This is a genomic window from Labilibaculum euxinicum (assembly GCF_009795715.1).
GTDB lineage: Bacteria > Bacteroidota > Bacteroidia > Bacteroidales > Marinifilaceae > Labilibaculum > Labilibaculum euxinus.
In genome coordinates, this window is the sequence record NZ_WTCR01000017.1 from 1 (window position 1) to 20,691 (window position 20,691).

At 35.0% G+C, this 20,691-nt stretch carries 15 protein-coding genes; 13 read left to right on the plus strand and 2 right to left on the minus strand.

The window, feature by feature from the left end; all coding sequences use genetic code 11:
* Positions 1-187 precede the first annotated feature (187 nt).
* From GQR60_RS18130 to GQR60_RS18180, 10 genes are all read left to right on the plus strand, one after another.
* Positions 188-1,741 (plus strand): hypothetical protein, encoded by a 1,554-nt coding sequence (locus GQR60_RS18130; RefSeq protein WP_124994295.1) that lies wholly within the window; start codon positions 188-190, stop codon positions 1,739-1,741.
* A gap of 594 nt (positions 1,742-2,335) precedes the next feature.
* Positions 2,336-2,950 carry a hypothetical protein gene (locus GQR60_RS18135; RefSeq protein ID WP_124994296.1) on the plus strand — a complete coding sequence of 205 codons (615 nt, stop codon included), beginning with the start codon at positions 2,336-2,338 and terminating at the stop codon, positions 2,948-2,950.
* Positions 2,951-3,279: 329 nt separating this feature from the next.
* On the plus strand, positions 3,280-3,999 hold the full coding sequence (locus GQR60_RS18140) for a YARHG domain-containing protein (protein ID WP_160463521.1): 720 nt from the start codon (positions 3,280-3,282) through the stop codon (positions 3,997-3,999).
* Positions 4,000-4,548: 549 nt separating this feature from the next.
* The gene (locus GQR60_RS18150; RefSeq protein ID WP_124994298.1) at positions 4,549-5,172 is read left to right on the plus strand and encodes a helix-turn-helix domain-containing protein; all 624 of its coding nucleotides are present in this window, start codon (positions 4,549-4,551) and stop codon (positions 5,170-5,172) included.
* A 507-nt stretch (positions 5,173-5,679) separates the two neighbouring features.
* Positions 5,680-6,906: an alpha/beta hydrolase-fold protein gene (locus GQR60_RS18155; protein WP_124994299.1), complete on the plus strand. Its 1,227-nt coding sequence runs from the start codon at positions 5,680-5,682 to the stop codon at positions 6,904-6,906.
* 483 nt (positions 6,907-7,389) lie between these two features.
* The gene (locus GQR60_RS18160) at positions 7,390-7,905 is read left to right on the plus strand and encodes a DUF3124 domain-containing protein (protein ID WP_124994300.1); all 516 of its coding nucleotides are present in this window, start codon (positions 7,390-7,392) and stop codon (positions 7,903-7,905) included.
* Between the two features lie 676 nt (positions 7,906-8,581).
* Entirely contained in the window at positions 8,582-10,204 is a 1,623-nt protein-coding gene (locus GQR60_RS18165; RefSeq protein ID WP_124994301.1) for an alpha-L-fucosidase, read from the plus strand.
* Between the two features lie 710 nt (positions 10,205-10,914).
* Complete coding sequence (locus tag GQR60_RS18170) at positions 10,915-11,484, plus strand: hypothetical protein (protein ID WP_124994302.1); 570 nt, start codon at positions 10,915-10,917, stop codon at positions 11,482-11,484.
* Positions 11,485-11,648: 164 nt separating this feature from the next.
* Complete coding sequence (locus tag GQR60_RS18175) at positions 11,649-12,752, plus strand: lipid II:glycine glycyltransferase FemX (protein WP_124994303.1); 1,104 nt, start codon at positions 11,649-11,651, stop codon at positions 12,750-12,752.
* A gap of 139 nt (positions 12,753-12,891) precedes the next feature.
* The gene (locus GQR60_RS18180; RefSeq protein WP_124994304.1) at positions 12,892-13,614 is read left to right on the plus strand and encodes a hypothetical protein; all 723 of its coding nucleotides are present in this window, start codon (positions 12,892-12,894) and stop codon (positions 13,612-13,614) included.
* A gap of 75 nt (positions 13,615-13,689) precedes the next feature.
* Here GQR60_RS18180 and GQR60_RS18185 read toward each other — a convergent pair whose 3' ends face one another.
* The gene (locus GQR60_RS18185) at positions 13,690-16,731 is read right to left on the minus strand and encodes a hypothetical protein (RefSeq protein ID WP_124994305.1); all 3,042 of its coding nucleotides are present in this window, start codon (positions 16,729-16,731) and stop codon (positions 13,690-13,692) included.
* A gap of 208 nt (positions 16,732-16,939) precedes the next feature.
* On the opposite strand from GQR60_RS18185, the gene GQR60_RS18190 reads away from it, so the two are divergent.
* The 3 genes from GQR60_RS18190 to GQR60_RS18200 all read left to right on the plus strand — a co-directional run bounded on the left by GQR60_RS18190 (position 16,940) and on the right by GQR60_RS18200 (position 19,849).
* Positions 16,940-17,797 carry a PPK2 family polyphosphate kinase gene (locus GQR60_RS18190; RefSeq protein WP_124994306.1) on the plus strand — a complete coding sequence of 286 codons (858 nt, stop codon included), beginning with the start codon at positions 16,940-16,942 and terminating at the stop codon, positions 17,795-17,797.
* Between the two features lie 319 nt (positions 17,798-18,116).
* Positions 18,117-18,896, plus strand: a complete 780-nt coding sequence (map, locus tag GQR60_RS18195; RefSeq protein ID WP_124994307.1) for a type I methionyl aminopeptidase — start codon at positions 18,117-18,119, stop codon at positions 18,894-18,896.
* Between the two features lie 230 nt (positions 18,897-19,126).
* Positions 19,127-19,849, plus strand: coding sequence for an IspD/TarI family cytidylyltransferase (locus GQR60_RS18200; protein WP_124994308.1), 723 nt, complete (start codon positions 19,127-19,129; stop codon positions 19,847-19,849).
* A 33-nt stretch (positions 19,850-19,882) separates the two neighbouring features.
* On the opposite strand, the gene GQR60_RS18205 is transcribed toward GQR60_RS18200, so the two are convergent.
* Positions 19,883-20,677, minus strand: coding sequence for a glycosyltransferase family 2 protein (locus tag GQR60_RS18205; protein ID WP_124994309.1), 795 nt, complete (start codon positions 20,675-20,677; stop codon positions 19,883-19,885).
* Positions 20,678-20,691 lie beyond the last annotated feature (14 nt).

The window sequence follows — 20,691 nt, forward strand, 5'->3', positions numbered from 1 at the left end:
TGTCGCCCAAATAAGACCTCAATTCTATTTCCAAATAAAAGCATTTTCAATTTTTATGTATCCTTAAAACCGCTATATTTAACACTTAATTGAGCAGTTTGATGAGTTTTTAGACAGACTGACGTTAGCAAACATTTAACAGCAGCATAGAAAATGACCGAAATCTGATCCTAAAACATATAGATCTATGAAAGAAAAACATTTAAAAACTGATAATAGAATTTCATTTCTGAACTTCATTATTTTAAGACCATATAGGAGTAATTTGTTAACAACTGATTCTAAAAATTGGTTAGTCGGCATGTGCTTTTTGGCAATTTTCGTTGCTGCTTCAGAAGGTATAATTTGGGGGTATTTATTACGAGAATATTTTTTTAAACAAGAGAGTTTCCTATTTCCAATTTTAATAGGGCTAATTATTGCACTTACAATATGGTTCATTGATGCTCAAATAATAAACTTGGATTTATCAAATTACGAAAAAAAGGATGACGAAAAGAAAAAAAGACGATTTCAGATTATCACAAGTTTTTTATTAAAATACATTTTCAGCAAACCAACATTAGTTTTGACATCTAGAATAGCATTAGTCTCAATTAGTGTATTCTACACTGCACCTGCTGCTGCAAAATTAGTACTTAGTGAAGAAATTAATGAACAATTCAAGATTAATAAAATAAATCTTGAAAGTCAACTTGTTACGAAAATCGAACAGTATTATAATCAAGATATTGCTAGATGTAATAAAGAGTATAATAGATTATCTGAAGACTTTGAAAAAGAAGTAGGAGGAACAAGAGGTGAAACAGGGAATATTCAAGGGTATGGTAAAATAGCAAAGTCAATAGAGAAGAGGAAAGATGACAAATTAGTGGAATTAAACAATTTAAGAAAAAATAAAGATAAAGAACTAGCTGATTTAGCTAATGGTAAAACTGAATTTCTACAAAGTAAATACAATATATATTTAGATAGAGAGCAAACTGCCTCAATTCGCGAACAGGCTTTTGAAGAAGTAATGAAAAAGAAAGAAAATCAAGAATTAGCTACATTGAGTAAACTTTTTATTGTATTAATCTTTGCAAGTTTGATTCTCTTAAAAATATTTCAACCCAAAAATATTTCAAACTATTACAATAATCGTATGCAAGATGCATATCTGGAATATAAAAGAGGTGAATTAGACCATTTGATTAGCGGTTATGTAAAATGGAATGCACGACAAGGTATGACAACCCATTCATTTTTTGAATTTTTTGATACAATATATGTACCTTATATAAAGAGCCGTTTTATTCTTTTGAAGAATGAGAATCTTAACTCTTTAGAGTCAAGAATTGGCTCATTGTTTGACACTAAAATCAAATTAGATGAAAAAGAGGCAAAGAGTACAATAACAATTAAACAGATGTCACAAAATCAAATAGACCTTGAAAATGATTTAGGAAATTTAAATGTAAAACTATCCAATCTGAAAAATGAAATAAATGATTTAAGGGAGTATGTAAATACTACCCTTTCATTAAAAGCCAATTCTAAGTTAACTGAAAATGAAAACTTAGTCGCAGATTTAACTGTAGAAAAAAAAACAAAGGAAAATTTACTCGATAATATTAAATTTAGTATTAGTGAAATGCTTAAATTACAAAAGGCAACACATGATAATGTGATAAAATGTGAATTAGAAATTGCAGAATTAGAAACTCAAAAAATTGACATATTAACGAAAAACGTTTGCTAATCGAATAGCCCGCCCCGCTAGTAATCACTAGCAGGGAGAGGCTTTCGCACCACCAGATACTTCGCAAGCTCAGCATAAACCAAGCGGGTCTCGTATACAGTCCCGAGGAATCGGGATTAAGTTATGGGGAATAAGGAATCACGTCGAACAGGCGTGATTTGTTTGTAAATGTCGAGCATAGATTCATAACCGCGTTTCAGCAACCTTTCCAGAGTAATAGTCGTTCTCAAAATTAGACTTTATTCACCATGTTTGTTATTTCTGACGTTCATGATGGCTTCGCCGTAGCCCAACCACCTGCTCTAATGCTTCCAAGAGTAACCCCACATAAGGGACTTGCCCCCTCTGGACTTTCTTTCATAATAATTAACTACATAAAAGGACTTTTACTAAATTTACCATTCAAGGCACACTCACTTTGTAGAAGTAATGGTAGGCGATATGGTAAATATCAAGATTTGTAGCCCGCTCAAACTGCATAGCGGTTTGACAGGAAATTACTACGAAATTTGCCTCTACTTATAGAATTTACCGTAGGGCATTTGGGTAGACTGCAAACATGAATAATTTTTAACTTGATTTAAAAAATAAACTATGACTAGATTTCCATTTTTAATAGGATTAAGTATCATCCTGATTTTTAATTCTTGTCAATCAAACCAAAATAAATCTGAAGAGAATAAATTAAATGTCAAAGATAGTATTGATAACGATGTTAAAACTGTGTATGAACAAGAGGTTGAGATTACAGAGATTGACACATTGACTGTTCAAGATAGAAAATTGGAAGGTGGAAATTTTCATAGTCATATTAAGCTGGATTTTGCATTGGCAAAGGTTCAAATAAAGGATACGTCTAAAATTCGATTGATTAATAAAATTTGTGCGATTTCAGTGATTCCTGATACTTCATGGATTAATAAGCAACAAAAAGAGATGGGGGATGATTGGAATGAAGTAGTGAGTGACAATCAATATTATGACCAGTTAGCAATAGATACTTTAAAAAGTCTGGATATTCCAACATATTTTGCTCCGAGAGAGAAAAGATTTATCAATTTTATAAAAGAGGATAAATCAAACTTCATGGTTGATTTGACAAAAATGAAAGATGCCTGGGGCTTGATTCTATTTAATGGGTTTGATAATCCAGTCTTATGGAGCAATACTGATATTGATAGTGAATTGAAAGAGATATATAAAAAATAAACGCCGTACAACACACAATACAAAACAGTTGGGGTTCAGTGGTTTGCGAGAGTTTGGTTCTCGCTTAATCGTTCTTTTCGGTGGACAAGAACGCTGCCCGAAAACCCAACCGTTTCATATTGTAAAACGTTGTGCACAATAATCGCAGACCATCTGCAAACAAAGAACTGATTATGAGACATTTTTTTACGATTGGATTCTTGATAATAATCATATTATGTCAAAGCAACAAAAATGATAGTAGTGATTCTAGGACCGTTCTGAATAAAGAAATATTACAGATTGAAAAACCTAATGCTTCAAGTTCACTTAATAAACAACTTGATACATTGAGCTTTGATTATTTTGTGTCAAAAACTGATGAATACGGAGAATTGTCAAAGTATATGGTAGATTCATTTATAGGTGCAGATTGGTATGATGAGAGAGACGCATATCGTGCATTTTACGGTGATAATGAATTCAAACACTTTTTAATCAACGAAAACACAGTACTTACATTTAATATGTCGACAGGAGGAGCTTGTTCTAATATTATATTAACAACATTCGATAAGAAAGGTAAATGGATTTCGAGTATGGATGTGGCTCAACATTGTGATGCGGATATGTCATCAGCTAGTTATTCATATAATGATTATGAAATATTTGCAGATACTTTGATTGAGACTTATAAGCATACAACTCAGGCTGTTGATTACAAATATTCTCTTCCAGATTCTGTTGATGGATTGGACGGTGTTGAGACTAAAGAAAAAATCAACTATGAACATTATATCCTGAAAACTAACGGAACATTTGAGAAAGTAAGAACTACAAAGGAAATATTTAGTAGACAAGATTTACTTAAACTTGATAAAAAGACATTGAGGTTGTTGAGAAATGAGTTCTTTGCACGCTATGGATACATCTTCAAAGATAAAGAGCTTACTGATTATTTTTCTCAAATGGATTGGTATAATCCGAGATTTAAAGATGTTTCAGATAAATTGACAGCTTTTGAGATTTACAATATTAATCTGATTAAAGAAATTGAGGATAGTAAATAGCAGTATATGAATAAATTACTGTGCACAGTCGAGTAAGCTAGGGGAATTTGACTTCGTCGATTTTCAATTCACCCCTAATTTCTCACAGAACCGTATCCCGAAAAAAATCGGGACAGGCAATAAATCTCTCAATTCATACGGCTCTTATTATGCAGTCAATTCAATTTTAGGTTAACTGATAGCCTAATGTCCAATGATAAAATAGATTGGGATAACAATTACAGATACGCCTTAACCATCTCACAGCTTTCACCTTACTACGCTTAAAGCCTTTGTATTTGTTCAATATCCACTTCAAGGCACACTCACTTTGTAGAAGTAATGGCAGGCGATATGGTAAATATCAAGATTTGTAGCCCGCTCAAACTGCATAGCGGTTTGACAGGAAATTACTACGAAATTTGCCTCTACTTATAGAATTTACCGTTAGCACCAATTTGAAGCAAAATCCGTATAAATCAGTAAATGCCGTAAAAATGTCGTATAGAAATCGCTACAAATTGAGGACTTGATGAATACTTTTACCTGAATAATTAAATTTTAAGATTCATGAAAGAAATTGGAAAAAGAATAAAGGAAAGAAGATTAAAAAAAGGTTTGACTCAGGATGATTTAGCGGAACAAGCAAAAGTGAATTTGAGAACAATTCAACGAATAGAAAATAATGAAGCTACACCAAGAAGAAAAACTCTTGACTTAATATTTGAAGTTTTAGACATCGAGCTTATTGAACAAAACAAATCTGTGATAAACAAGTACTTGATATGGTCTTCGTTTTTGACATTATTGATAATTATTAGCACTTTTTTGGGATGGATTAGACATTTTAAAATGTTCGTTGATGGAGAAAGAACATACAGAGCATTTACTGGCTGGACGGGATATACTTTTTTAAATGATTATCATTTTCATAATTGGATTCTAAGTATTACCAGTATCTCTCTTGGATTAATTGTAATTGGTAATTCACTTGAACTAATAAAAAATAAAAGTAAATATATTATAGTTCAATTAGTGTGTTTAGTTCTATACTTAATAGGCTTTTGGGGGTGGAGTCATAGACAGGCTATTGAATTGCGACCAGGTTTATTTATAATTGTAATTGCAACAATTCTATTGGTAATAGCCTACAAGAAGAATGGAAAAAAAACAGGTGCTAGTCGAGTAAGCTAGGGGAATTTGACTTCGTCGATTTTCAATTCACCCCTAACTTCTCACAGAACCGTATCCCGAAAAAAATCGGGACAGGCAATAAATCTCTCAATTGGCTTCGCCGAACTTCGTTTCATACGGCTCTTATTATGCAGTCAATTCAATTTTAGGTCAACTGATAGCCTAATGTCCAATGATAAAATAGATTGGGATAACAATTACAGATACGCCTTAACCATCTCACAGCTTTCACCTTGCTACGCTTAAAGCCTTTGTATTTGTTCAATATCCACTTTATCAGACGATGATGTAGGTAATAAAACACGGGTTTTATGCATCGTCTTTTATCCTGTTTTCTTGAATTAATACTGCTATTAAAGTTAAGTGTCGCCCAAATAAGAGCCTCAATTCTATTTCCAAATAAAAGCATTTTCAATTTTTATGTATCCTTAAAACCGCTATATTTAAAATTCAATCCAGCAGTTTGATTTGTTTTTAGACAGACTGACGTTAGCTACTATAAAAATTATGAAGAAAATACTAATAATTAGCAGTATCCTATTTCTATTGGTTTTTAATACTTATGCTCAAACCCCGACAATTGGATTAGGAGAAAATGAAATAAGAATAGGGATTGTCGATAGCATTTATTCGGCAATACTTAAAGAGAATAGACCAATATGGATTTCCATACCAAGAAGTGCTGAAGATTCACAAAAGAAATTTCCGGTTTTGTATGTTCTTGATGGAAGAGCCCATTTTTACTCAACGGTAGGTATGCTTCATCAGCTAAGTGTGTCCAATGGCAATACCATTCTTCCTGAAATGATTGTTGTAGCGATTCCAAATGTCAATCGAATAAGAGATTTAACCCCGAGTCAAGTATCTTATCTCCCAAATTCAGGGGGAGCCGAAAATTTCTCTGACTTTTTGGAAAAGGAGTTGGTCCCTTATATTGATGAAAAATATCCTACTACACCCTATCGTACACTTATTGGTCATTCCTGGGGAGGTTTATTTGTGCTTAATACCTTAATTCACCATTCTGAGTTTTTTGATAACTACGTAACAATTGACCCAAGCATCAAATGGGATCATATGAACTTCTTTAAAGAGGCAAGCCAAATATTAAAAAATGAAAGATTTGATAGAAAGTCCCTCTACTTAGCAGTAGCTAACAGGCTTCCAAAGGGCTTAGATCTAAGCTCGGTTGTAAATGATACCTTGAAATCATCTGAACACATGAGAACGATCTTGCAGTTCAATCAAATTTGCTCTAAATCATCTGGACTTAATTTTGATTGGAGATTTTACCCAAATGACAATCATAATGGCGTGCCTTTTATTGCCATCTATGATGCGCTTCGGTCCTTGTTCGAATGGTATAATTTTGATGAGGAGTTTTTGTTTCAGGAAGGGACAGATATAGGGGTACAGGAATTGATGGATACAATCACTATGCACTTTGAAAACATCTCTGATCACTTTGGGTATACCTTTTTGCCACCAGAAACCACCATCAACCGATTTGGAAACATTATAATGTCTGAGCAACAGTATGACAAAGCATCTGCGCTGTATGATCTAAATGTCAAGAATTACCCAAACAGTTTTCGAGTATATGATGCTATGGGAGATTGCTATCGCAACCTGGGTAAAGCAGAAATGGCAATCACATTTTATGAGAAATCCCTTGAAATTGAAGAGACAGAGAATGTACAAAGAAAGTTGAACAATCTATTACAATCAAAATAATTGTCAGGTCTATTATTAAAATTGCTCATTTTAACTAAATATGAATTAAATACGGAAGCTAGTCGAGTAAGCTAGGGGAATTTGACTTCGTCGATTTTCAATTCACCCCTAACTTCTCACAGAACCGTATCCCGAAAAAAATCGGGACAGGCAATAAATCTCTCAATTGGCTTCGCCGAACTTCGTTTCATACGGCTCTTATTATGCAGTCAATTCAATTTTAGGTTAACTGATAGCCTAATGTCCAATGATAAAATAGATTGGGATAACAATTACAGATACGCCTTAGCCATCTCATAGCTTTCACTTTGCTACGCTTAAAGCCTTTGTACTGGTTAAATATCCTTAAAAACCGCTATATTTAGATCCTAAATGGGTAGTCAAATGAGTTTTTAGACAGACTGCCGTTGTGTGCCATTAGGCAGAACTTCATACATGAAAATTTATTGTAAATTTATGACCAAGAAATAGAAACTTATATAAATGAGAAATATATTTAAAATATTAGCTATCGCATTGATTATTAATGCTTGTAGTGGAAAGGAAACCGATAAATATCCGATTAAGCAGGCTGACTGGAAAAGTAAACAAACTAATATCGGCAACTTTGATGACTATTTTCAGGGGAAAACCTATCTCCCTGTTTACTCTCATATATATCATGTTCACGAGCATAGGACATTTGACCTTACAATTACTGTTGGTATTCGAAATATTTCACTAACCGATTCAGTTTATATTTTAAAAGCTGATTATTTTAATACCATTGGAGAAAACATTAGACAGTATATTAAAAACCCCATTTATTTAAAACCTCTAGAAACCTTAGAAATAATAATAGAAGAACAAGATATCGAGGGAGGTTCAGGAGCAAATTTCGTTTTTGACTGGGCAAAAATAAATGATAAAAATCCGCCATTGTTTGAGGCTGTAATGATTTCAACATATGGTCAACAAGGATTGTCATTCACAACAAGAGGAGTACCGATATTTGAATAATATGAAACGTCCATGCCAAAGCGATTTTGACACACAGGGAGATGATTATCTCAGCATGGTAATCCCGAAAGCTTTCGGGACCATATGGCAATTAAAAAACAAATTATAATCATATGAAAGAATTAATCAACACCATACTATTTTTTATGAATTAAGTAATAACGGTACACAATCGAGTACCAGCCACTAGGTTATTAGTCTAGCGGAAAAACTCTCACGCCACCGGATACTTCGCAAACTCAGCATAAACCAAGCGGATTTATTCATAAAATAATTTCACAATAAGGTATTCATTAAGACTTCGCCGTAGAGCGATGACTCATAAAATCATTTATAGTAAGGTATTTGAAAAGGCTTCGCAGGAGCCCAACTATCCATGGCTCATCAAACTACCTTGCTCCCGAGGCCTCGGGACTAATGCTTCCAGGAGTCACCCCAGTGCATAAGGGACTTGCCCCCTCTGGACTTTCTTCCATAATAATTAACTACATAAAAGGACTTTTACTAAATTTACCACTCAAAGCACACATTGACTTATGAATCATTGGCTTGCCGTGGGCGCAACACGAGCCACGCTTCATAGCCAAAATCCGTTAGTCACAAGTGGCGATCCGTGCACAATGAAACTTAATCGATAAAATAACATGGCTACTAAATATTTTAAAATGAATGAATCATGAAAATGAAAGGTATTATTATAATATTCATTTGCATTATCTCAACGATTTCATGTAAAGAGAATGTAAAAGAAAAAATGCAGACAGGAAAGTTTGAACCTAATTGGGAATCTTTAAAACAGTACGAAATACCTGAATGGTTTCGTGATGCCAAATTTGGTATCTGGGCACACTGGGGTCCCCAATGTCAACCCGAAGCCGGAGATTGGTATGCAAGACATATGTATTCTCAGGGGCATTGGCAATATAAATACCATTTGGAGCATTATGGTCATCCATCCGAGTTCGGTTTTAAAGACGTTATAAATGAATGGAAAGCTGAGAAGTGGGATCCTGAAAAATTAGTTGCTTTATATAAACGAGCTGGCGCAAAATACTTTTTTGCAATGGGGAACCATCATGATAATCTTGATTTGTGGGACAGTAAATATCAGGAATGGAATTCTGTTGCTATTGGCCCCCAAAAAGATATATTGGCAGGTTGGGCTAAAGCTGCCAAAAATAATAATCTTCCCTTTGGAGTGAGTATTCATTCAGCTCATGCCTGGAGGTGGTATGAGTCATCTCAGATGGCTGATAGCGAAGGAGAATATGCAGGCATTCCTTATGATGGAAAATTGACGAAAGAAGATGGCAAAGGTAAATGGTGGGAAGGTTTGGATCCTCAAAATTTATATGCGCAGAATCACCTGTCAAGTGCTGAGAGTGCCGATATTGGAAGCATTCATAAACAATGGAATTGGGAAAATGGTGCTACTCCTCCTTCAGAGGAATATTGCTTAAATTTTTATAACCGTACCGTAGACATGATTAACCAGTTTAATCCCGACCTAATTTATTTTGATGACACCGCATTACCATTATGGCCTGTAAGTAATGTTGGACTTGAAATAGCTGCACATTATTATAACTCAAATATTAAACGACATGAGGGTAAGCTGGAGGCTGTTCTTTTTGGTAAAATACTTTCCGATGAACAAAAAGAATGCATGGTTTGGGATGTAGAGCGTGGTGCACCTGATACTATTCAGGAGAAACCATGGCAATCGTGCACATGTATTGGAGGTTGGCACTACGACCGCGGGATATACAACCGAGGTGGATACAAGTCAGCAAAAACAGTCATGCAATTATTGGTCGATATTGTCAGTAAAAATGGTAATCTTTTACTGAATATTCCTGTTCGCGGCGATGGTTCTATTGATGAAAAGGAATTGAAAGTTGTGGAGGATATTACAAAATGGATGGATATTAACAGCGAATGTATTTTCGAAACCCGTCCTTGGCAAATTTATGGTGAAGGACCAAATGCAGAAAATGCAAATCCCATTAATGCACAGGGATTTAATGAAGGTAAAGGAGAACCTTACACTTCAGAAGATATCAGGTTTACCCAAAAAGGAGATGTTCTTTATGCTGTGGTCATGGAACTACCTAGCAAAGGACAGGAGGTAATGATTAAATCATTGTCGCCTAATAACCAATATTACAGCAAAAAATTTGATCAAGTTGAGATACTCGGAGGGAATATTATTTCATATAAATTTGATAAAGAAGGATTAAGTATTACACTTCCTGACAAAATGGATTTAATTGCTCCTATTGCATTTAAAATCCAATAATATCAATATTTCTTGAGGTTATTACCAATTAAAAAATCCACTGTGACCTTGATACAACAATGGATTGATAACAGTATAAATATGCTGGAGAATTAAACCGTCAGTGCCTAATTGAATAGCCCGCCCCGCTGGTAATCACTAGCAGGGAGAGGCTTTCACTCCACCGGATACTTCGCAAGCTCAGCATGAACCATGCAGATCTCGTATTCGGCGGTTCATTAAGTTATGGGGAATAAGGAATCAAGTCTATTTGGCATGATTTGTTTGTAAATGTCGGGCATAGATTCATAACCGCGTTTCAGCAACCTTTCCAGAATAATAGTCGTTCTCAAAATTGGACTATTCACCATGTGTATTATTTCTGGCGTTCATGAGAGCTTCGCCGCAACCCAACCTCCTGCTCTAATGCTTCCAAGGAATCACCCCAGTGCATAAGAGACTTGCACCCTCTATACTTGCTTTCTATAAAACTTAACAACATAAAAGAACTTTTACTAAATTTACCATTCAAGGCACACACACTTTGTATAAGTAATGGCAGGTGATGTGTAAATATCAAGGTTTGTAGTCCGCTCAAACAGCGTAGTAGTTTGACAGGGAATTACTACGAAATTTGCCTCTACTTATAAAATTTACCGTTAAACGTCATGTTAAGTCAAATTGAGAATTCCTGAAATTATTATAGCTTACATTAAAAAAAAAGAGAAAACATGTCAACAAGTAGAAAAGACTTCATCAAAAAACTTTGTGTATCTGGAACTTGTCTATGCGGATTTAGTTCTATTATGCTAACAGCTAAGGGTAACGACAACACAAATACCGAAACAACAAGTCAAAATGAAGGCAATCAATTAATTCAAGAATGGATATCGAATGTACTATCAAACTTAGATATAGAAATAGATAAAGAGTTAATAAGAGGAGTTCTAAAAAAATCATCTATTGTACATTATAACAACCTGAAAATGGATGAAATGCTATCCAATTATATCGGTGATTTAGACAAATTCATTAATTTTATTGAGGATAAATGGAATTGGAAGATTGATTACAATAAAACTACTAAAACATTAATTGCAGACGAAAATAAGAACCATTGTGTTTGTCCAATCTCGAATCATGAAAAAGGAATTAATTCATCTGCAATGTGTTTTTGTTCTGAGGGATTTGCTGAAAAAATGTTTTCTACTGTCGCCGGGATTCCTGCATCGGCAGAAGTTATTTCATCAATTAGAAGAGGAGATGATAGTTGCAAATACAAGATAAAATTTCAGGATTGATAAAGAATTGAATAAATCACAAACTTAAAATGAGTGGTGATATGGTTTCGAAAGCTTTCGGGATTACCATACTGGAATAATCATCCTCCTGTGTGTGTCACAAATTCCTGTCACGGGCGTTTCATATTAAGTATTTTATTATTTAATTTTGTAACAAAAAAAGGATGATTTGTAATTTAGAGAAGAAAGATATAGAAGAATTTAAGACTACAAATATATTACCTCAAACTCCTTTCTGGGCACGCGTAAAAAGAAATCAAGGATTTATTCCAAAGGGATTTGAGTTGACAATCTCAAAGGATTTATTATTTAGCACAGCTAACTCTTTGGAAAAAAAAAGTGAAGATTTATTGGTTTTAATCAAGTACGTAGATAATGTTAATTGTTTTGCATACATCCCATACGGGCCAAAATTAGAACCTGCATTTGAAAATCAAGGATTATTTTTAGAACAATTATCTGAATCTATAAAACCATTTCTTCCACCAAACTGCATTTTTATTCGTTACGATTTGATTTGGGAGAATCAGTGGGCACTTGAAGAGGAGTATTTTGACAATCATGGAAATTGGATAGGACCACCACCAAGTGCAACTCAGGAATACCGACTAAATTTTAATACGGCTAATTGGAATTTACACAAAAGCATAGAGGACAATTTGCCAAAAAATACCTTTTTTCTTGATTTGACTTTAAAAGACCAGGATTTGCTCAATAATATGAGATACAATACTAGGTATAACGTAAAAAAAGCAAATAAGAAAGGAATCAGAGTACTTGAATATGGTATTGACCATATGGGACAATGGTATAAATTGTATCAAGAAACAGCTATGCGTCATAACATGCCGTTGCAAAATCAAGAATACTTTGCGGCCATATTAAAAAATCAGGACAACAGTAAAAAAGGAGTAAGCGTTAAAATGTTAATGGCTGATTTTGGCGGTAGTTTTCTTTCATCAATGTTTTTGGTTTTATCAAAAAAACGGGGAACATATTTATATGGAGCATCTACATCCTGTAAAAATAACTTAATGGCAAGCTATTCTTTGCAATGGGAGTCGATACGAATTGCAAAAGAATGGGGATGTTCTGAATATGATATGTTTGGTTCTGCTCCTAACTTAAATCAGGCTCATCCTTTACATGGAGTTCATATTTACAAGAAAGGATTTGGTGGAAATATATACCATAGAATGGGATGTTGGGATTATCCGTACAATAAAAAGTTGTATAATTTATATCGGGTACAAGAGATCAAAAAATAATTTGTGTTTATGTATTTTCTCAGCTATGGATACTAAGAATAGTTGCCAAGCATAGTACGTGTGAGCGTGCAGATAATTGTCGTAAGATATGAAAGTAAAGATTAACATGCTTACGACATCTACATTAAACCAAATCACAATGAATACAAACAGCCTTGCCCTCATCCTGTTCTTTCTGCTAACGGGATGTGCTCATCAGGGAGTCTATAACATCAAACAATTAAACGTAAAGCCCATAAACAAGGAATTGAGAAGAACTATACTGCAAAGTGATTCGTACGAATTACAAATGACTCCCGATGGAATGTTTCAACGGCAAATGGTGTTCGATGTGCAATTCAAAAACACCTCAGCAGATAGCCTGATTATTGATCCCTCACAATTTACATATTGTCCTGTTTATCCAAAAAATTACGTTTCTACAGATCAAATACATGTGCAATGTGTCAATCCGGATGCAGCACTTGAACAAATGCGGGAAAACAAGACAAACTTAATCGCTGCAAAAAATCCATATAGCTTAAAAGATAAGAGTATTGGAGATATACTAACCGATGGATTAATTGAAGGCTCAATTAATCTTATTTTTGGGATCGATACAGATGATGAAAACTATGAAACCTGGGAAGAGAAAGAGCTTGCCTGGAACAAAGAAAAGGAAAGTGAATTAAAATCAATTGCTGCGAATATTGATTTTTTGGAGAACAAGGCATTGCTGAAAACAACCTTGCCTCCCAATAAGACAATTGGTGGCAAAATACTTTTCCCAATTGAAACAAAGGCAAGTCAAATACAAATAATTTTGCCTGTTGGAAACCAATCGGATACAGTTTGTTTCAAGCAAACTATTGATTGGTATTGACCGGAACAATTACTCACATTTACAGCCGTATTTGCATACGCTTATTCAAGTTCAACCATTCCGGATCACCCTCTGCTAAAACGCACTCAACGAAAAGGATATCAACAAATTAGCAAACATGCTACCCGTTTGATCCTCATATCCGACACGAATACCCAAATCGACAGGAGCCGAAAAGCGAAGTACATGCAAATCGGTACTTAGCTCAGCACCAAAAGATGTGAATGCATCATTATAGGCAAATAGATTCTGATTTACATCTGATACTTTTCCTTTCTGATATCCGTAATCTACAAAAGCGTTCATCTTTATTCGTTTAAAATAAGCCAATGGTCCCATATTCCAGTCTGGATAAAACAGAGGCAATGCATAATCAAAGCCTGTCGAAAAAATATCCTTACCATAAATATCAGTCATTCCTCGCGGACTTTTAATCATATTTGAAAAACGGGAATTGTAGCTGGAACGGTTTTGGTATCCGCCATACAATTTAATACCATGATGCTTCACAAATCCAGGGAAATACAAGTGCCCTTCGGCCGACCAGGTTTCACCCAGTTTTGAATCGCCAAATGGTGTGTGACGATAGTTCAGTTCCAATACTTGTGCCCATTGATACTGCACATCGCGCGGAGCCGTTTTTGAAATGTTATAGGCAAAAATCTGATACTCCATGATCTCCTGAGTAATATTTTTACCGCCAAAATCATACTCCCCTAATCCTAATGAATTCGTTTGGGTAGTAGCCAAAGGAGTATATTTTATATTGGCCAGCTTTGCCAAATTGTAGGTTACCTTAGGGATAATGCGTGTGGAATATTTTCCTCCTGAAAGATCGAACGGCAACTTGATACTATTCTCCCATCCCCATTGTTTTAATGTGCGATACACTAAGATTGTGTCTTTCTGAAGAGGTGATATTCTATTTGCCTCCATCGCAAACTGCGCTTCCTTATTCCCCACAGTCAGTTTTGAGTCGATAATTGGAAACCATCCCTGATAAGACATGTTCACATAAAACTGCCCGTTTTTATAGCCCTGTTCTTTCTTATACCCTACGGTAGTCAACAAAGTACTCAACTTATTTTGAGAAGCCACAGATACGCCAATATCAGATTCCTGTTCCAGTCCATCGATAAACAGAGGTGCCCAGGAATGAAAATTAAACAAATGGCCCAATTTCGAATAGTTCTTCACCTCGAAACGGCCCAAATTTGTTGTATCAGGAGCTAATTTTTCGCTCAATTGCTCAGATAGACTTTCTGCCAATTCGAATGACGAATAATCACTCTCCCACTCTTTCCAATTACTAACCCGGTAATCTGTCTTTACAGGCAAATAGCCATCGGATGTGTAATCGGAATAGTAAAGTTGATTACCATTCGCATGCAGATCGCGTGCACCAAACCTTGATGATGTTACCTGATAAACTTTTCTACTCGATTTATCAAAAACAAACACATTATCGATTCCCGTGAAACTTGCAGTGAAAAAGATATGATCATGACTTACCTCTAGCTGAGATATTTCCTGTTTCCCTGAAGAAAACAAGCAGGTTCTGTTTCCTGTATTTACATCGAGAGATACCAATTTCTTTCCTTTTTTATTCAACAAAATGCATACTATCGATTGGTTCCCATCCCACTTTGGTGATAAAATAAACTCACCTTTTCCAGCATCAATTCGTTGTTCGATCAGCTTACTTTCAGCATCGATTATTACCAGATGATTATCACCCAATTCATCTGTTTCAACTGCAGCAATCTGCTTCCCATCCTTTGAAAAAGCCGGTGCAAACAAAGAGTTTTTGTTGTTAATTTTGCTTCTCTTTTTTGATTTGGTATCATAAATTACCAAAACACTTTTATCGGCTTTTTCCCAACGCAAATGCTCTTTCCGTTCCGACCAAATCAGTTTTCCGTTTTTGTAGTCAAACCCTGTATTAAAATCGTATCCGGGCACGAACAATTTCTCTTGTTTTCCTTCTTTACTGATTTTCTCAAAATAAGCAGCATCAGCCAAACCTTCTTTCAGTACAATTACTTCACCCGATTCGTTAACATGGGGAAAGCGTTTGTTGGTATATATTCCCTCACGATTTGCCAATGGCACAAAATCAGTCAAATTCAATTGAGCATCCTGCACTTCCCATTCCCATTGCAATTCCTTCATGGTATCGTAATACAACATCAGCTTGCCGTCGGCCCGGGTATTTTTCTCTTTTACCTGTTCCCAATCAATATCCTCTACCTTTATTCCTTTGGCAAAAATCTCTTTTTGTTTTTCTGATAACGAATCGAATACAGCATCCCGTTTCCCATTCATTCCCTGCTTAATTCCATCAGCAAAACTGGTAATCCCTATAGGTCTTCGCCCAACTCTATTCAGTGTTTTTTCCCACAATTCATCTCCGTAATGTATTCTTGCTTTACCCACCAAATAGTAACCCAATTTGTAACGATCGGTTGCATAATCCTGATACGATCCGTTGATTGCCTTATCGTAAGAATAATTTCCTTTTTCAATCAATTGAGCCCGCAGTTCCTGCTCGAAAAACGGCAGGCGTCCCCGCCCCGATTCGCTTAAAGCAGTTTCAGTACAAACCGCATCGCCTTCCAAAAACCAGGGAGGCAAATACAGCCCAACCACAACTACGGTAGATTGCTGACCAAATACATAGTTCAAAAAGCGCGTAAATCCTTGTTCTAATTTATCCATCTGAATAACATGCCGGAATTCATGAGTGGTTACATGATCAATCCAAACCTGAGCATCATTATCGGGTGCAGAAGTATTATAAACATCCATTCGCTTCGGAGCCCAAGCTACCATACCATTTGTGGTTGCACTTTGGGTATGCACTACAACAGAAAACTTTTTAGGTTGATGTTGGAGATCCTTCCCTCCCTTTAAGAGTAAATCCTGAAAAATGGCTGCCATATATCCGGCCTTTTGTTCGTAACCTTCAGGAAATATAATTTGAAAATCCTTCGTATTAATTTGTTTCCAGTTTATGGAAGCAGGGTCTTGTCCCGTACTAAAATATTGCCCCTTGGCAAGGCTGTAAGTTGTTATCAAACAAAAGAAAACAAAACATATTCTAACAAATTTCATCATATCAAAAGAGTAATAATATTGATTGTACTTTTAAAATAGTATTGGGAAAATTTATAATATTGATCCATAGGAACAAAACCTCATGCACAAAGAATAACAATTAAACTGAACACCACCAAAACAGTACATGTAAGCTCACAATTCCAAATAAATATTAATTTTATAAGCCACTAAAAATACTTATTTTTAATTGAATATAAACTTCCCTATGAATATCGATCAATATAAAATCTCAAAAAAAATAAGCTTAGCACAAACAGACACGTTCAAAGAAATTGAAGGTGCTAAAGAAAAGCTAAAACACATCCGCAGAAAAATCAGCGAATTGCAGGACACTATGTATGCGCATGGAAAATACAATATGCTTATTTGCCTGCAGGGAATGGACACATCCGGAAAGGATAGTTTGGTGAGAGAAGTGTTTAAAGATGTAAACGCCAGAGGTGTTGTGGTACATAGTTTTAAAGCTCCTACTTCTGCAGAATTAAAACATGATTTTTTATGGCGGCATTACATTGCGTTGCCGCAAAGGGGCAAAATTTGTGTTTTTAACCGCACCCATTACGAAAATGTTTTGGTTACACGGGTACACCCGGAATATATTTTGGGTGAAAACATTCCTTCGGTGACCAGTCTTAACGATTTGGACGATGCCTTTTATCACAAGCGCATGGAACGGATAATAAATTTTGAAGAGCACATTGCCGAGAGTGGTACCATTATTTTAAAATTCTTTTTACACCTCTCAAAAGACGAACAGAAAAAGAGATTGTTTCGAAGACTTCGCCGAAAAGAAAAAAACTGGAAGTTTTCCAAAGATGATTTAAAAGAACGAAAATCGTGGAGTGCTTATCAGGAATGTTACGAAGATGCTATTAATCGTACATCGAAAGACTTTGCTCCCTGGTACGTTGTTCCTGCAGACGATAAAGCAACTGCCAGATTGATTGTAGCTGAAACAATACTTCAAAACCTGCAATCTTACAAAGACATGGTGGAACCAAGCCTCGACGAAGAAACTTTATCTCATTTAGATGAATTTAAAAAGCAACTCAAAAACGATTAATAAGCCGAATTCGCTTACTACCTCTTTGAACAATCTAAACTCTTCTATTTTTATTTAGTTCATTAATCTAAAAAGTAATTAGTAACCGGTACTTAGTAGTCAGTTAACTAAAAACTGAAGTCATGTCAAACCTAATGATTGATTTAAGTGATATGAGTTCGAAGCTCCTGGCAGCGTTAACTCCATCAGATATCCAACTCGGTCGGATTAACAAATCACCTGAAATTTGAGTCTTATTTGATTTGCATAATTCGATTTCTATGCAGACCTTTGCCTTTCTAAATATGCAAAACAATCAGGTTGTTGCGAACACAAAATTATGAGTAAAATTATTATTAAAACTCCGGAGCAAATTGAGGGGATTCGAAAAAGTGCTCAGCTAGCCGGAAATACTCTAAAATATATTAGCGATTTCGTTAAAGAAGGAGTTAGCACAGAATACTTAAATCAGTTGATTGAAGACTACATTCGAAACAATGGTGCAATACCAGCTCCGTTGAATTATCATGGTTTTCCAAAATCATGTTGTATTTCTTTAAATGATGTGATCTGCCACGGTATTCCGGATGAAAAAACCATTCTTAAAAATGGTGATATTTTGAATATTGATGTAACTACAATTCTGGATGGTTACTATGGTGATACCAGTACCATGTTTACAATTGGTGAGGTTTCGCAGGAAGCAGCAAAATTAGTTGAAGATACCGAACATGCTTTGTATTTGGGAATTGAGCAAGTGAAACCGGGCAACTACTTTGGCAATATCGGATTTATGATCGGAAGATTTGCGAAAGGAAAAAAATATAGTGTTGTTTACGAATTTTGTGGTCATGGTGTTGGTATCGACTTTCACGAAGCACCTCAGGTTGAGCATATCGCTCCCAAAAATTCCGGACCAAAAATGAAAGCAGGCATGATTTTCACCATTGAACCAATGATTAATCTCGGAAAACCAAGAGCCGTTGTTGATGAAAAAGATGGATGGACAGCACGCACGATTGACAAGAAATTATCCGCTCAATTTGAACATACCGTTTTAGTAACTGAAGATGGATATGAAATTCTTTCGGATGTTGGAGAATACGATATTTTTAAATAGACTTTAGAAATGAGACATTAAAGGGCACTTCCAGTAAAATACAATTCTCCTGCTCTACTAAAAAAAACAAACCGCTTCCATTTGGAGCGGTTCTTTTTTGCTTTTTAAAACGCCGATTTAATTGTAATTTCGATACATTAATTTAAATCAGAAAAACGAAACGTCCGTAAGTAAATAATTATTTGCAAAGGGTAAGTTCCATCTGACAACTGAATAAAAATTATAAACAGATGAAAAATATTGCTGTTATATTGGCCGGAGGAAGCGGAAAACGTATGGGAGGATCATTACCTAAACAATTCCTGATTCTTGGAGAGAAACCAATCATTCAGCATTCTATTGAAGCGTTTGAAAATCATCCTCAAACCGACGAAATCTGCATAATTATTCATGCCGATTTTATTCATGAAGTTGAATGCATTGTGAAAGAGAATAACTTCAAAAAAGTGAGATACATTTTGCCGGGAGGTAAAGAAAGAAGTGATTCAAGTCTCGCCGCTATTCATGCCTATCAAGAAGAACAAAATATCAACTTAATCTTTCATGATGCTGTACGCCCCTTTGTTTCCAGCGAAATTATTTCTAATGTAATTCGAGAACTTAATGCTGGAAAATCAGTTGCTGTTGCCATAACAACTGTTGATACCATTTTTGAAGTTGACGAGAAAAACAAAATTGTTTCTGTTCCACAAAGAAGTTTTTTAAGAAGAGCACAAACGCCACAGGCCTTCCCTTACAATGCAATTAAATCAGCTTATGAAATTGCTTTAAAAGATCCTGATTTTGTGGCAACAGATGATTGTGGTGTTGTATTGAAATATCTACCAAGAGAAGCTATCTACATTGTTGAAGGTGATGAATCCAACATCAAAATTACTTTTGAAGGAGATTTGGTGTTGGGGGAGCAGATTATGAAAAAAAAAAGGGCAAACTCTTATAAATTTAACCCTTGAAATATCACTTATACTTTACTACGTTATACTCAACTACAAATACTTATCTATTCCATTAACACAGAATGCAATATCACCATCAACACAATCATAATACATCCTTTTATTCTTTTCAGAACTTGCCCTGTCACTCTTAGGGTGATATAAATGATATTCAACAGCCATAAACAATAAGGTTGTTTTTCTTACACCTGAGTTCATTAATCGCTCTACCATTTCTATGTCCTCATAACCCCATCCTGTAAAATCTTCATTGTAGCCATTTATTTTTACAATATCTTCTTTCCAATAAGCAAAATTACAACCTAAAGACCCTTTTCTTGAGGTATCACTCCTTTTGTTGCGATACAGCAGAGATAGTTTTGGAATTCTGAAGAATCTCTTTCTCTTTTTAATATCTATCAGATTCAAATTATTACTCGATGGATTATCAAGTAATCTCATCGTTCTTTTTTTACGTACAAAGCTTCTATTACCACAAATTAATTGTCTTGAGCTTGCTACAGATATATGATCCTCAATAAATCTGGGATGAATCATTATATCCCCATCTATTTGAATTATATAATCAGAACTAACTTGAGCAATGGTCTTATTTAAAATTTTACATTTCTGAAAACCATTGTCTTCATGCCAGATGTGTTTTACATTACATTGAAACATGGATCTATACTGATCAATAACCTGCTTTGTTTCTTCTTTCGAGCCATCATCTCCTACAACAATCTCGTTAGGCATCACAGTCTGTTTTAAAATACTGCGAAAAACTAAATCTAAAAACTTAGGATTATTATAGGTGGTAATTAGTAACGTAACTGTAAATTCCATATGCTTCCTTGAAA